Annotated in this window: 12 protein-coding genes; 2 read left to right on the top strand and 10 right to left on the bottom strand. The window is 73.2% G+C overall.

Features of this window, described 5'->3' with window-relative positions; translation table 11 throughout:
• Nucleotides 1–837: 837 nt before the first annotated feature.
• Both A8713_RS26860 and A8713_RS26865 read right to left on the bottom strand, forming a co-directional pair.
• A complete protein-coding gene (locus tag A8713_RS26860; protein WP_064536195.1) occupies nucleotides 838–2,286 on the bottom strand; it encodes an MFS transporter in 1,449 nt (482 codons plus the stop codon).
• Nucleotides 2,283–2,879: a TetR/AcrR family transcriptional regulator gene (locus A8713_RS26865; RefSeq protein ID WP_064536197.1), complete on the bottom strand. Its 597-nt coding sequence runs from the start codon at nucleotides 2,877–2,879 to the stop codon at nucleotides 2,283–2,285. Before A8713_RS26865 ends, A8713_RS26860 begins: the two co-directional genes overlap by 4 nt.
• Before the next feature lie 100 nt (nucleotides 2,880–2,979).
• On the opposite strand from A8713_RS26865, the gene A8713_RS26870 reads away from it, so the two are divergent.
• Nucleotides 2,980–3,441 carry a TIGR03618 family F420-dependent PPOX class oxidoreductase gene (locus A8713_RS26870; RefSeq protein WP_064536199.1) on the top strand — a complete coding sequence of 154 codons (462 nt, stop codon included), beginning with the start codon at nucleotides 2,980–2,982 and terminating at the stop codon, nucleotides 3,439–3,441.
• A 43-nt stretch (nucleotides 3,442–3,484) separates the two neighbouring features.
• Here A8713_RS26870 and A8713_RS26875 read toward each other — a convergent pair whose 3' ends face one another.
• Nucleotides 3,485–4,357, bottom strand: a complete 873-nt coding sequence (locus tag A8713_RS26875; RefSeq protein WP_064536201.1) for an NAD(P)-dependent oxidoreductase — start codon at nucleotides 4,355–4,357, stop codon at nucleotides 3,485–3,487.
• An 83-nt stretch (nucleotides 4,358–4,440) separates the two neighbouring features.
• Between A8713_RS26875 and A8713_RS26880 the strand changes: the two genes are divergently transcribed.
• Nucleotides 4,441–5,082 (top strand): TetR/AcrR family transcriptional regulator, encoded by a 642-nt coding sequence (locus A8713_RS26880; protein ID WP_064536203.1) that lies wholly within the window; start codon nucleotides 4,441–4,443, stop codon nucleotides 5,080–5,082.
• A gap of 75 nt (nucleotides 5,083–5,157) precedes the next feature.
• Here the strand turns inward: A8713_RS26880 and A8713_RS26885 are convergent, their stop codons facing one another.
• The 7 genes from A8713_RS26885 to tkt form a co-directional block, all read right to left on the bottom strand.
• Entirely contained in the window at nucleotides 5,158–5,748 is a 591-nt protein-coding gene (locus tag A8713_RS26885) for a histidine phosphatase family protein (protein ID WP_064536205.1), read from the bottom strand.
• Nucleotides 5,749–5,754: 6 nt separating this feature from the next.
• Nucleotides 5,755–6,645: a phosphogluconate dehydrogenase (NAD(+)-dependent, decarboxylating) gene (gene gnd, locus A8713_RS26890; RefSeq protein WP_064536207.1), complete on the bottom strand. Its 891-nt coding sequence runs from the start codon at nucleotides 6,643–6,645 to the stop codon at nucleotides 5,755–5,757.
• A gap of 1 nt (nucleotide 6,646) precedes the next feature.
• On the bottom strand, nucleotides 6,647–8,293 hold the full coding sequence (gene pgi, locus A8713_RS26895; RefSeq protein WP_064536209.1) for a glucose-6-phosphate isomerase: 1,647 nt from the start codon (nucleotides 8,291–8,293) through the stop codon (nucleotides 6,647–6,649).
• A gap of 1 nt (nucleotide 8,294) precedes the next feature.
• Nucleotides 8,295–9,221: a glucose-6-phosphate dehydrogenase assembly protein OpcA gene (opcA, locus tag A8713_RS26900; RefSeq protein ID WP_064536210.1), complete on the bottom strand. Its 927-nt coding sequence runs from the start codon at nucleotides 9,219–9,221 to the stop codon at nucleotides 8,295–8,297.
• On the bottom strand, nucleotides 9,218–10,825 hold the full coding sequence (zwf, locus tag A8713_RS26905) for a glucose-6-phosphate dehydrogenase (RefSeq protein WP_064537736.1): 1,608 nt from the start codon (nucleotides 10,823–10,825) through the stop codon (nucleotides 9,218–9,220). Before zwf ends, opcA begins: the two co-directional genes overlap by 4 nt.
• 98 nt (nucleotides 10,826–10,923) lie before the next feature.
• Nucleotides 10,924–12,093, bottom strand: a complete 1,170-nt coding sequence (tal, locus tag A8713_RS26910) for a transaldolase (RefSeq protein WP_064536212.1) — start codon at nucleotides 12,091–12,093, stop codon at nucleotides 10,924–10,926.
• A 19-nt stretch (nucleotides 12,094–12,112) separates the two neighbouring features.
• Nucleotides 12,113–14,188, bottom strand: a complete 2,076-nt coding sequence (tkt, locus tag A8713_RS26915; protein WP_064536214.1) for a transketolase — start codon at nucleotides 14,186–14,188, stop codon at nucleotides 12,113–12,115.
• Nucleotides 14,189–14,314: the final 126 nt, after the last annotated feature.

Genomic DNA, 14,314 nt, shown 5'->3' on the forward strand with positions numbered 1-14,314 from the left:
GCCGGCCGACGACCACCGGTCCGGCACCCTGGACGTTGTCGGGTGCCGCCCCGCCCGCCGGTTCGGGATCCCGGGACTTCTGCGTGCCGCTGAGCGTCGGCCCTACGGCCGGGCGGCCGGGGGCCGGGATCGGCACCCGGGACGGGGCGCGGTGCGTACGAGGCCGGTGACCAGGGCCGGGGGAGGCGATGACCGTCCCTGGGCGGCCCTCTGCCCGAGGGCGGGCCCGGCTGCCGCACCGCCCTCGACGGATCGAGGCGCCGCGGTGGGGCAGGGCGCTGCCGTTGCGTACCCCCGGCCGCCGCGGACCGTTGCGCGCCGCCGACCGCCGACCGCCGACCGCCGACCGCCGACCGCCGACCGCCGACCGCCGACCGCCGACCGCCGACCGCCGACCGCCGACCGCCGACCGCCGACCGCCGACCGCCGACCGCCGACCGCCGACCGCCGACCGCCGACCGCCGACCGCCGGTCCGGCGCCTCGGGGGCTGTTCGATGCCGCCGTCCGCCAGGCCGACGCCCCCGGTCATCGGGTGATGGCGCCCGGCGGCCAGCCGATGCTTCGCGAACGCGGCTGTGCGTCGGCGCCCCGGTCCGCCCCACCGGAGACGGTGGGGCACCGCCGCCCGCCGGTCCGCCGGTGCGGCAGCCCGGACAGTGTCCCGCGCCGACGCGGCCCGTCCGTCGCTCCGAGACCGCTCCCGCACCGCCGCCTCGGGCCTCCTCCCGGACACCACCGCGCGTGCCGCCACCCGCTCCCGGTCGCCCCGCACCCCCGACGCGGTGACCAACTGACCAGGCCCAGGCCCATGCCCAGGCCCCCGCCGTCCCCTGGACTCAGGCGGCCCGTGCCCCCGCCCCTGCCCCCTTCTCATCCTCATCCTCTGCCCGGCCTGCGGCCTCGCCGTCCGCGGGCCGGGCGTGGACGCGTCCCGGCAGGGCGCGGGCCGTCAGCGCGCCCGCCGCGGCCACCGACGCGAGGACGGCGAGGGGCAGCCCCGGGCCGCCGTCGGAGCCGCGCAGGGCGGTCGCGGTGGCCACGCCGAGGGCGGGGCCGATGTTCATGGCGGTCTGCTGGAGGCCGCTGGCCACTCCGGCCGAGGCCACGGCCGACTCCCGTACGACGACGTGGGTCGCCGCGACCAGTACCGTGCCGAACCCGGCCCCGAGCACTGCGAAGCCGCCGCACAGCGCGACCGTGCCCGAGGCGCGGGCGAGCAGCAGGACACCCAGCGCGAGCGCGGCCATGGCCGCCATGGTCGTCCCGCGCGCGCCCAGCCGGCGCAGCAGCGCCGGGGCGAGCGGCGCGGCGAGCACCATCAGCATCGCCAGCGGCAGGCTGCGCAGAGCGCTCTGGAACGGGTCGAGCCCCAGGGTGTCCTGGAGGACGTACGTGAGGACGAACAGCGTGCCGGAGAAGGCCGCCGAGGCCGCCACCAGCACGGCGACCGCCGAACTGACGACGGCCGAGCCGATGACGTCCGGCGGCAGCAGCGGATCGGCGGCGCGGCGCTCGTGCCGTACGAGGAGGACCGCGGCGGCGGCGCCCACGAGCACGACGGGGACCGTGTCCGCGCCCGCTCCGCCGGGCTCCGCCACCGCGACCAGGGCGCGCACGGCGCAGCCCAGGGCGAGGGCGAGGAGCAGCGCGCCGGGCAGGTCGAGCCGGACGGCCGGTGCCCGGCGGGCGGCCGGGTCCGGCTCCCGGCCGGGCAGGGTGAGCGCGAGCAGGGCGAAGACCAGCGCCGGGACGACGTTCAGGAGGAACACCGCCCGCCAGCCCGGCCCGGCCACCAGCGCCCCGCCCAGCACCGGTCCGGCCGCCGCCGCCACGCCGATGGCGCTGGTGCGCACCGCGAGCGGCATCCCGAGCCGGTCGGGCGGGAAGGCCGACCGGAGCATGCCCAGCGTGGCCGGTTGCAGCATGGCCCCGCACACGCCCTGGGCGACCCGCAGGGCGATCACCCAGCCGATGCCGGGTGCGACGGCGATGCCCGCCGACGTGGCGCCGAAGCCGAGCATCCCGGCGGCGAACATCCGCCGGTGGCCGAGCGGCGCCGACCGGCGTGTGAGCCCGCGCGGCAGGTCGCCGAGCCGCCCGGCGAACACCAGCAGGCTCGCCACCGCCACGAGATACCCGGTGCTGGTCCACTGGACCTGCGCGTACGAGGCGTCCAGGTCGCGGCGCAGCGCGGGCTGCGCGACGGTGAGGACGGTGCCGTCCAGCGCGACGATCACCGCCCCGGCCACACCGCTGATCAGGGTCAGTGCCTGAGCGCGGTTCATCCGTGCCGCTCCGGGCCGAGGTGCGCGTCGAGCGCCGTACGCAGCAGCGGGGCGATGTCGTCGGTGCCGGTGGCGAGCTGGAGACTGCCCCAGCGCCACAGCTGGGCGATGCCGTGCAGGGCGGCCCACAGGGACGCGGCGACGGTCCGGGCGTCGGCGCCGGGACGGACCCGGCCGACCAGGTCCACCAGGGTGGCGAAGAGCGGCAGGCTGGTGTCCCGCAGACCCAGGTGGCCGCTCTCCAGCAGATCGTGGCGGAACATCAGATCGTACATGCCGCGGTGGCCGAGCGCGAAGTCCAGATAGACCCGGCCCAGCGCCGCGAGCTGGTCGCGGGGGTGCGCCGCGGGGTCCGCGGTCGCCGTCCGCGCCCGCGCGGCCAGCTCCTCGAAGCCGCGGCGCGCGATGGCGGACAGCAGCTCCAGATGGGTGGGGAAGTGGCGGCGCGGCGCGCCGTGCGAGACGCCCGCGCGGCGCGCGATCTCCCGCAGGGTGAGCGCCTGCGCGCCCTGCTCGGCGACCAGGTCCACCCCGACGTCCACCAGGCGCTCACGCAGGCCGCCGGGGCTCTTCTCCGGCTCGTCCTCATGCATAGACACTGTCTACCAGGCGTGAGTAGACACTGTCTACTCACGCTCGGAGATCTCCTTCGTGCCGGGAATGCGCCGCGTGGTCGCGGCAGTTGACCGGGGTATGACTCAGGACACACACAGTGCGGCGCCCGGCCCCGCGCCGGACGCGCTGCTCGCCCTCCTCGCCGAGGTCCACGGGGGCGTGCTGGTCACCCTCAAGCGCGACGGCCGCCCGCAGCTGTCGAACGTCAGCCACGCCTACGACCCCGGAGAGCGCGTCCTGCGCGTCTCGGTCACCGACGACCGGGCCAAGACCCGCAATCTGCGCCGGGACCCGCGCGCCTCCTACCACGTGACCGCCCCGGACCGCCGCGCCTACACGGTCGCCGAGGGCACCGCCGACCTGTCGCCGGTCGCCGCGGACCCGTACGACGCGACCGTCGGGGAACTGGTCCGCCTCTACCGCGACGTCGTCGGCGAACACCCCGACTGGGACGACTTCCGCGCCACCATGGTCCGCGACCGCCGCCTCGTGCTGCGCCTGCGGGTGGAGCGGGCGTACGGCATCCCGAAAGCCGGCTAGGATCTTTCGCCCTTCGCCCTTCGCCCTTCGCCCTTCGCCCGGGTCAGGCCCCCGTGCGCGCCTCCAGTGCCCGCAGCACGGCCACCATGTCCTCGCCGCCGTGCCCGAGCGCGACCGTCTCCTCGAACAGGGCGTGGCAGGCGTCGAGCAGTGGGGAGGCGATGCCCGCCTCCCGCGCGGCCCCGGCGATCAGCCGGTTGTTCTTGAGCACGTCCAGGGCCGCCGCCTGCACCGCGAAGTCCCCGTCCAGCAGCTTGGGCGCCTTCATCAGCGAGACGGGGCTGGCCATCGGACCCGCGCCCAGCACCTCGAGGAACAGCCGCCGGTCGAGCCCCTGCCGGCCGGCGAAGTGGAACGCCTCGGTGAGCCCGGTGACCTGGGTGATGAGGAAGAGGTTCACCGACAGCTTCATGAGCAGCGCGCCGGGGACCGGGCCGCACGCGAAGGTCCGGCGGCTCAGCGGGGCGAGCAGCGGGCCCACGGACCGTACCGCGTCCTCGTCCCCGGCGGTCATGGCCACCAGCTCGCCCCGCTCGGCCGGGACCCGGGAGCCGGAGACCGGCGCCTCGACGTAGCGCCCGCCCGCCGCGCGGACGTCGGCCTCCAGGCCGCGCGAGTACGCGGGCGAGGTCGTACCCATGTGCACGAGCGTCCGGCCGCTCACCCGGGCGGCGAAGCCCGGGGTGCCCCGGCCCAGGGTCTCGTCCACGGCACGCTCGTCGGCCAGCATCAGGACCACCGTGTCCGTACGGGCGAACACCTCCGCGGGGTCCGCCGCCACCCGGGCTCCGGCGGCGCGCAGCGGCTCCGTGCGGGCCGCCGTGCGGTTCCACACGGTCAGGGGGGTGCCGGAGCGGACGAGCCGGAGCGCCATGGGCCGGCCCATGACTCCGAGACCGAGGAAGCCGACGTTCACGCGATGCCGCCCTGGGGTCGGGACTGTTTCTATGACGGCGGTCATAGTAGCGGGGTTTATGACGCAAGTCATAGAGTCTCGGGATGAGCAACCCAGCGGAGCGGCCGGCCAGGACGGGGACGGGGTCCCGGTACGGACCGCGCGAGCGGATGGTCTTCAGCGCCGCCCAGCTCATCCGGCGCGACGGCATCGCCGCGACCGGTATGCGGGACGTGGCCGCCCATGCCGAGGCGCCCAGGGGCTCGCTCCAGCACTACTTCCCGGGCGGCAAGGAGCAACTGGTCGAGGAGGCGGTGGCCTGGGCCGGGCGGTACGCCGGGCGGCGGATCGCCCGCTTCCTGGCGGGTCTTGCCGACCCCGCACCGAGCGCGCTGTTCGCCGCGATGGTGGCGCAGTGGACGGACGAGTACGAGGCGACCGGCGAGCTGCGCGGCTGCCCGGTCGCCGCCGCCACCGTCGAGTGCGCCGCGGACGGCACCGTACGGCGGACGGTCGCCGCGGCGTTCGCCACCTGGTGCGAACCGCTGGCCGCCGCCCTCACGGAGCTGGGCGTGCCGTCCGGGCGGGCACCGGCCCTGGCCACGCTCATGATCAGCGCTCTGGAGGGCGCGATCGTCATGGCCCGCGCCGAGGGCGGCGTGGCCCCGCTGACGACCGTGGCCCGGGAACTCGGCCCGCTCCTGGACGCGGCCGTGGCCCCGGACCACCGCCCGCCCGCCGCCTGACGGCACACCCGGAGCACGCGCAGGGGCCCCGGCTCGGTGCCGGGGCCCCTCGGTGCGCGGGTGGCGTGTCCGCCGCTACGCCGCCCTGGTGTTCCACTCCGCGACGACCGGCCGGTCGTGCTCGGTCGAGAGCCGGCTCACCGTGCCCGTCGCGAGCTGGAACAGGCGGCCCTCGGCGGGCGGCAGGCCCAGCCTGCGGGCCGTCAGGACCCGCAGGAAGTGGCCGTGCGCGACCAGGACCACGTCGCCGCCGTCCCGGGCGAGCGCCGGAGCGACCCGCTCCAGCACCCGGTCGGCACGCCGGCCGACCTCCTCCGGTGACTCACCGGGGGAGTCGCCGGGCGGCACCCCGTCGGTCCACAGGTCCCAGTGCGGGCGGGAGCGGTGTATCTCGGCGGTGGTGACGCCCTCGTAGCCGCCGTAGTCCCATTCGCGCAGATCGGGATCCGCCTCGGCGCCGGCCAGACCCGCGAGTTCGGCGGTGCGCACGGCCCGGCCGAGCGGGCTGGTGAGCACCTGTGCGTAGGTCCGGCCGGTCAGGAGCGGAGCGAGCAGCTTGGCCTGCTCCTCGCCGCGCTGGGTGAGGGGCAGGTCGGTACGGCTGGTGTGCTGTCCCGACAGGCTCCACTCCGTCTCGCCGTGGCGGACCAGGAGAAGGTCCCCCACGGCGCGTCAGCCCTTCTTCGACTCGACGGCGTGGCCGCCGAACTGGTTGCGCAGCGCCGCGACCATCTTCATCTGCGGCGAGTCGTCCTGCCGGGAGGCGAACCGGGCGAACAGCGAGGCCGTGATCGCGGGCAGCGGCACGGCGTTGTCGATGGCCGCCTCCACGGTCCAGCGGCCCTCGCCGGAGTCCTCCGCGTAGCCGCGCAGCTTCTCCAGGTGCTCGTCGTCGTCCAGCGCGTTGACGGCGAGGTCGAGCAGCCAGGAGCGGATGACGGTGCCCTCCTGCCAGGAGCGGAAGACCTCGCGGACGTTGTCCACGGAGTCGACCTTCTCCAGCAGCTCCCAGCCCTCGGCGTACGCCTGCATCATCGCGTACTCGATGCCGTTGTGGACCATCTTCGCGAAGTGGCCCGCGCCCACCCTGCCCGCGTGCACGTACCCGTAGGGGCCCTCGGGCTTGAGGGCGTCGAAGACCGGCTTGAGCCGGTCGACGTGCTCCTTGTCGCCGCCGACCATGAGCGCGTAGCCGTTCTTCAGGCCCCACACACCGCCCGAGACGCCCGCGTCGACGAAGCCGATGCCGCGCGCGTGCAGCTGCTTGGCGTGCTTCTCGTCGTCCGTCCAGCGGGAGTTGCCGCCGTCGACCACCAGGTCACCGGGCTTGAGGAGGGTGGCGAGCTGGTCGATGACGTGCTGGGTGGCGCCGCCGGCCGGGACCATCACCCAGACCGCGCGCGGGCCGTCGAGCCGGTCGACCAGGTCGACCAGGCTGGGCACGTCGGAGACCTCGGGGTTGCGGTCGTAGCCGACGACCGTGAGGCCGACGTTGCGGAGGCGTTCCCGCATGTTGCCGCCCATCTTGCCGAGGCCCACGAGACCGATCTGCGTCGATGCCATGTCAGTTCACTTTCTTGAGTTCGCGGTAGGCGGCCACGAGGGCGGCGGTGGACGGGTCGAGACCGGGCACCTCGGCGCCCTCGGTCAGCGCGGGCTCGACGCGCTTGGCCAGCACCTTGCCGAGTTCGACGCCCCACTGGTCGAAGGAGTCGATGTTCCACACGGCGCCCTGCACGAACACCTTGTGCTCGTAGAGGGCGATCAGCTGCCCGAGGACCGACGGGGTCAGCTCGGCCGCCAGGATCGTGGTGGTGGGGTGGTTGCCGTGGAAGGTGCGGGGGGCGACCTGCTCCTCGGGCACCCCCTCGGCGCGCACCTCGTCGGCGGTCTTGCCGAAGGCCAGCGCCTGGCCCTGCGCGAACAGGTTGGCCATCAGCAGGTCGTGCTGGGCCTTCAGCTCGTCGCTCAGCTCCGCGACCGGGTTGGCGAAGCCGATGAAGTCGGCCGGGATCAGCTCGGTGCCCTGGTGGATGAGCTGGTAGTAGGCGTGCTGGCCGTTGGTGCCGGGCGTGCCCCAGACCACCGGGCCGGTCTGCCACTCCACCGGCTCGCCGTCGCGCTGCACCGACTTGCCGTTGGACTCCATGTCGAGCTGCTGGAGGTAGGCGGTGAACTTCGACAGGTAGTGCGAGTACGGCAGCACCGCGTGCGTCTGCGCGCCGAAGAAGTTGCCGTACCAGATGCCCAGCAGGCCCAGGATCAGCGGCGCGTTGGCCTCGGCGGGCGCGTTGCGGAAGTGCTCGTCGACGATGCGGAAGCCGTCCAGCATCTCGCGGAAGCGGTCCGGGCCGATCGCGATCATCAGCGAGAGGCCGATCGCCGAGTCGTACGAGTACCGGCCGCCGACCCAGTCCCAGAACTCGAACATGTTGTCGACGTCGATACCGAACGCGGTGACCTTCTCCGTGTTCGTCGACAGCGCCACGAAGTGCTTGGCGACCGCCTTCTGGTCCCCGTCCAGCCCCTTGAGCAGCCAGTCCCGGGCCGAGGTGGCGTTGGTGATCGTCTCGATCGTGGTGAAGGTCTTGGAGGCGACGATGAACAGCGTCTCGGCCGGGTCCAGGTCGCGGGTCGCCTCGTGCAGGTCGGCGCCGTCGACATTGGAGACGAACCGGACCGTCAGAGCACGGTCGGTGTAGGCGCGCAGCACCTCGTACGCCATCGCCGGGCCCAGGTCGGAGCCGCCGATGCCGATGTTGACCACATTGCGGATCCGCCTGCCGGTGTGCCCGGTCCACTCGCCGGAGCGGATCCGCTCGGCGAAGGCGGCCATCTTGTCGAGGACGGCGTGCACCTGGGGCACCACGTTCTCGCCGTCGACCTCGATCACCGCGTCCCGGGGCGCGCGCAGCGCGGTGTGCAGCACGGCCCGCCGCTCGGTGACGTTGATCTTCTCCCCGGCGAACATGGCGTCACGCAGCCCGGCCACGCCGGTCGCCTCGGCCAGCTCCCGCAGCAGCTGGAGCGTCTCGTCGGTGACCAGGTGCTTGGAGTAGTCGATGCGCAGATCACCGACGCGCACCGTGTAGCGCTCGGCGCGCGCGGGATCCTCGGCGAACAGCTCCCGCAGATGCGACTGCCACCGGGCGCGGTGGTCCTCCAGCGCGGTCCACTGCGGACGCCGGGTGAGCTTGGTGGTGTCGGACATGTCAGACGGTCTCCTTGATCCCGTCGCCCCGCAGGGCCACGGCGTACATCTCGTCGGCGTCGAGGCGGCGCAGCTCCTCGGCGATGAGTTCGGAGGTGGGACGGACCTTGAGGGCGAGGGTGCGGGACGGCTGGCCGGGCAGGCTCAGCGTGGCCAGCGGGCCCTCGGGCCGGTCGATGACGATCTCGCCGTCGGCGGTGCCCAGGCGGACGGCCGTCACGAACGGTCCCTCGCTGCCCACCCGGTCGACCGGGACGCCCAGCCGGGCCTCCAGCCAGCGGGCCAGCAGCTCCGCGCTCGGGTTGTCGGCCTCCGCCTCCACGGCCGCCGAGGTCACCCGGACCCGGGCCTGGTCCAGCGCCGCGGCGAGCATCGAGCGCCACAGGGTGAGCCGGGTCCAGGCCAGGTCGGTGTCGCCGGGCGCGTAGTGGCGCGCCCGGGTCTGAAGGACCTCCAGCGGGTTCTCGAAGGCGTACAGATCGGTGATGCGGCGCTGGGCCAGCGCGCCCAGCGGGTCCGCCGCGAGGTTGCCGGGCGCCTCCACCGGCCACCACACGACGACCGGCGCGTCCGGCAGCAGCAGCGGCAGCACCACCGAGTCGGCGTGGTCGGAGACGTCTCCGTAGGTGCGCAGCACCACCGTCTCGCCGGTGCCGGCCTCCGAGCCGACCCGGATCTCCGCGTCCAGCCGGGAGTGGGTGCGGTCGCGCAGGGTGCGCGCGTGCCGCTTGATCACGACCAGGGTGCGCGAGGGGTGCTCGCGCGAGGCGTCCTCGGCCGCCTTGATCGAGTCGTAGGCGTTCTCCTCGTCGGCGACGATCACCATCGTCAGGACCATGCCCACGGCGGGCGTGCCGATGGCGCGGCGGCCTTCCACCAGCGCCTTGTTGATCTTGCTTGCCGTGGTGTCGGTCAGGTCGATCTTCATGGCCTGCGCCAGCTCCGTCCGTCTCGTGCGAGCATCTCGTCGGCTTCCCGCGGTCCCCAGGTGCCCGAGGGGTACTGGGCGGGCCTGCCGTGCTCGTCCCAGTAGCCCTCGATCGGGTCGAGGATCTTCCAGGACTCTTCCACTTCCTGGTGACGGGGGAACAGGTTCGCGTCACCGAGCAGCACGTCCAGGATGAGGCGTTCGTACGCCTCCGGGCTGGACTCGGTGAAGGACTCGCCGTAGGCGAAGTCCATCGTCACGTCCCGGATCTCCATCGAGGTGCCCGGCACCTTGGAACCGAACCGGACCGTCATGCCCTCGTCCGGCTGCACGCGGATCACGATGGCGTTCTCGCCCAGCTCCTCGGTCGCCGTGGTGTCGAAGGGGGAGTGCGGGGCCCGCTGGAAGACCACCGCGATCTCGGTGACCCGGCGGCCCAGCCGCTTGCCGGTGCGCAGATAGAAGGGGACGCCCGCCCAGCGGCGGTTGTCGATCTCCAGCTTGACCGCCGCGTAGGTGTCGGTCTTGGACTTCGGGTCGATGCCGTCCTCTTCGAGGTACCCGATGACCTTCTCGCCGCCCTGCCAGCCCTCGGCGTACTGGGCGCGCACGGTGTGCCGGCCCAGCTCCTCGGGCAGCCGCACCGACTTGAGCACCTTCAGCTTCTCGGTGAGCAGCGCCTCCGCGTCGAAGGCGATCGGCTCCTCCATCGCGGTGAGCGCCATCAGCTGGAGCAGGTGGTTCTGGATGACGTCGCGGGCGGCGCCGATGCCGTCGTAGTAGCCGGCCCGGCCGCCGATGCCGATGTCCTCGGCCATGGTGATCTGCACATGGTCGACATAGGAGCGGTTCCAGATCGGCTCGTACATCTGGTTGGCGAAGCGCAGCGCCAGGATGTTCTGGACGGTCTCCTTGCCCAGGTAGTGGTCGATGCGGAACACCTGGTCCGGGTCGAACACCTCGTGCACGATCCGGTTCAGCTCGCGGGCGCTGGCCAGGTCGTGGCCGAACGGCTTCTCGATGACCGCGCGCCGCCAGGAGCCCTCGGGGCCCTCCGCCAGGCCGTGCTTCTTCAACTGCTGCACGACCTTGGGGAAGAACTTCGGCGGCACCGAGAGGTAGAAGGCGAAGTTGCCGCCGGTGCCCCGGGAGGAGTCCAGCTCCTGCACCGCGTCGCGCAGCTGCTTGAACGCGGTGTCGTCGTCGAAGTCACCGGGGACGAAGCGCATGCCCTCGGCGAGCTGCTGCCACACCTCCTCGCGGAACGGGGTGCGCGCGTGCTCCTTGACGGCGTCGTGCACGACCTGCGCGAAGTCCTGGTCCTCCCAGTCCCGGCGGGCGAAGCCGACCAGCGAGAAGCCCGGCGGCAGCAGACCGCGGTTGGCCAGGTCGTAGACGGCCGGCATGAGCTTCTTGCGGGACAGGTCGCCGGTGACACCGAAGATGACGAGCCCGGAGGGGCCCGCGATCCTGGGCAGCCGGCGGTCCCGGGGGTCGCGCAGCGGATTCACCCAGTCGGCGGCCGGGACGACCGGGACGCGCACGTCCGCCGCCTCGCGCGCCGCGGCGGAGCCCGTGGCCCCGGACGCCTGCGCCTGCTGCATGGCCTTGGGATCCGGTTCCTGGTCCTCGGGCCGTACGGCGACGGGCGACGGACTCGCCGACCCGGCCTCCTCAGCCGCCGGCTCGGCGGGCTTCTTGCTCATTCCGCGTCAACTCCCTTGCTGTTCAAGGACTTCGTGACCGCGTCCAGCAGGTCCTGCCAGGCCGTCTCGAACTTGGCGACGCCCTCGTCCTCCAACTGCTGGACGACCTCGTCGTAGGAGATGCCCAGCCGCCCGACGGCCGCCAGGTCCGCGCGGGCCCGCTCGTAGCCGCCGGTCACCGTGTCACCGGTGATCCCGCCGTGGTCGGCGGTGGCGTTCAGCGTGCCCTCCGGCATGGTGTTCACCGTGCCGGGCGCGACCAGCTCGTCCACGTACAGGGTGTCCTTGTACGCCGGATCCTTCACCCCGGTCGACGCCCACAGGGGACGCTGGGCGTGCGCGCCCGCGCCCACCAGCGCGGCGAACCGCTCGCCCGGCCGGGTCGTACCGTCCGCTGAACCGAACACCTGCTCGTACTCCGCGTAGGCCAGCCGGGCGTTCGCCAGGGCCGCCCGGCCCTTGAGCGCCAGGGCCTCGCCGGTGCCCAGCGCCGTCAGCCGCTTGTCGATCTCGGAGTCGACGCGGGAGACGAAGAAGGAGGCCACGGAGTGGATCGACGCCAGGTCGTGCCCGGCGGCGTGCGCCTTCTCCAGACCGGCGAGGTAGGCGTCCATCACCTCGCGGTAGCGCTCCAGGGAGAAGATCAGCGTCACATTGACACTGATACCCGCTCCGACGACCTCCGTGATGGCCGGCAGGCCCGCACGGGTGGCGGGGATCTTGATCATGACGTTGGGCCGGTCCACCAGCCAGGCCAGCTGCCGGGCCTCGGCGACGGTCGCCGTCGTGTCGTGGGCGAGGCGCGGGTCCACCTCGATGGAGACCCGCCCGTCCCGCCCGCCGGTCGTGTCGTACACCCCGCGCAGCACGTCGGCCGCGTCCCGTACGTCGGCGGTGGTCATCATGCGTACGGCCTCGTCGACCGTGACGCCGCGCACCGCCAGGTCGGCGAGCTGCTCCTCGTAGCCCGCGCCGGAACCGATGGCGGCCTGGAAGATCGACGGGTTCGTGGTGACGCCCACGACATGCCGCCCGGCCACCAGCTCGGCCAGGTTGCCCGAGGTGATCCGGCGGCGCGACAGATCGTCCAGCCAGATCGACACGCCCTGGTCGGACAGGCGCCCCAGCGCTTCCGAGGCCGCGGTTTGTTCGGTCACAGTGATCATCTTCCTTGTTGCGTTCGGATCATGCGCGCGCGGCGGCCAGCGAGGCGCGGGCCGCGGCGGCGACGTTCTCGGGGGTGAAGCCGTACTCGGCGAACAGGGTCCCGGCAGCGGCGGAGGCACCGAAGTGATCGAGGGAGACGATCCGTCCTGCGTCACCTGTGAAGCGGTACCACGTCAGATTGATGCCCGCCTCGACGGCGACCCGGGCCCGCACCGACGGCGGCAGGACGCGCTCGCGGTAGGCGAGGGGCTGCTCCTCGAACCACTCCACGGACGGCATCGACACCACCCGGGTGGCGATCCCCTCGGCCTCCAGCGCCTCCCGGGCGGCCACGGCGAGCTGGAGCTCGGAGCCGGTGCCGATGAGGATCACGTCCGGGGTGCCCGTCGACGCCTCCACGCGGATGTAGCCGCCCTTGGCGGTGTCCGGGTCCGGCGCGTACGTCGGCACGCCCTGGCGGGTGAGCGCGAGGCCGTGCGGCGCCGGGTGGGTGGCGTGCCGCTTCAGGATCTCGGCCCAGGCGATGGCGGTCTCGTTGGCGTCGGCCGGGCGGACGATGTTCAGTCCGGGGATGGCGCGCAGCGAGGCGAGGTGTTCGACGGGCTGGTGGGTGGGGCCGTCCTCGCCGAGGCCGATGGAGTCGTGGGTCCACACGTACGTCACCGGGAGCTGCATCAGGGCGGACAGGCGCACGGCGTTGCGCATGTAGTCGGAGAAGACCAGGAAGGTGCCGCCGTACACGCGCGTGTTGCCGTGCAGGGCGATGCCGTTCAGCTCCGCGGCCATGGAGAACTCGCGGATGCCGAAGTGGATGGTGCGGCCGTAGGGGTCCGCCTCCGGGAGCGGGTTGCCCGCGGGGAGGAAGGACGACGTCTTGTCGATGGTGGTGTTGTTGGAGCCGGCCAGGTCGGCGGAGCCGCCCCACAGCTCGGGCAGCACCTCGCCGAGGGCCTGGAGCACCTTGCCGGAGGCCGCCCGGGTGGCGACGGACCTCCCCTCCTCGAAGACCGGCAGCGCGTCCTGCCAGCCCTCGGGCAGCTTCCCGGCCACGATCCGGTCGAGCAGCACGGCCCGCTCCGGCCGCACGCCGCGCCACTCGGTGAGCTGCTTCTCCCAGGCGGCGTGCGCCTCGGCGCCCCGGTCCAGGGCCCGCCGGGTGTGCGCGAGGACGTCCGCGTCCACCTGGAAGGTCCGCTCCGGGTCGAAGCCGAGGACGCGCTTGGTCGCGGCGATCTCCTCCTCGCCCAGCGCCGAGCCGTGCGCGGCCTCGGTGTTCTGCGCGTGCGGGGCGGGCCAGGCGATGACCGTGCGCATCGCGACGATCGAGGGGCGGGAGGTCTCGGCGCGGGCCGCCGAGAGCGCCGCGTGTAGGGCGTGCACGTCGACGTCGCCGTTCGCGGCGGGCTCGACGCGCTGGGTGTGCCAGCCGTACGCCTCGTAGCGCGCCAGCACGTCCTCGGAGAAGGCGGTGGCGGTGTCGCCCTCGATGGAGATGTGGTTGTCGTCGTAGAGGAAGACCAGGTTGCCGAGCCTCTGGTGGCCGGCCAGCGAGGACGCCTCGGCGGAGACACCCTCCTCCAGGTCGCCGTCGGAGACGATCGCCCAGATGGTGTGGTCGAAGGGCGAGCTGCCCTCGGGGGCGTCCGGGTCGAACAGGCCGCGCTCGTAGCGGGCGGCCATCGCCATGCCGACCGCCATCGCGGCGCCCTGCCCGAGCGGGCCCGTGGTGGTCTCCACCCCGGCGGTGTGGCCGTACTCGGGGTGGCCCGGGGTCTTGGAGCCGTAGGTGCGGAACGCCTTCAGATCGTCCAGCTCCAGCTCGTAGCCGGCCAGGTACAGCTGGGTGTAGAGGGTCAGCGAGGTGTGGCCGGGGGAGAGGACGAAGCGGTCGCGGCCGGTCCACTCGGGATCGGCCGGGTCGTGCCGCATCAGCTTCTGGAAGATCGTGTACGCGGCCGGGGCCAGGGCCATCGCGGTGCCGGGGTGGCCGTTGCCGACCTTCTGCACGGCGTCGGCCGCCAGCAGGCGCGCGGTGTCCACGGCGCGCCGGTCGAGGTCGGTCCACTCGAAGGGGACGGTCGTCTGCTCGCTCATCTTCAAGAAGTCCTCGGAAGAAGCTGGATTGCTGCCGGACGTGTTCGAACTTAAAAGTCAGACTTTTTTGCCGGAAGGTCTCCGTGTGTCAGCCTGTGGTGAAAGTGGGACACAGTTGGATCACGC

It is taken from the genome of Streptomyces sp. SAT1, assembly GCF_001654495.1.
Taxonomy (GTDB): Bacteria; Actinomycetota; Actinomycetes; order Streptomycetales; family Streptomycetaceae; genus Streptomyces; species Streptomyces andamanensis.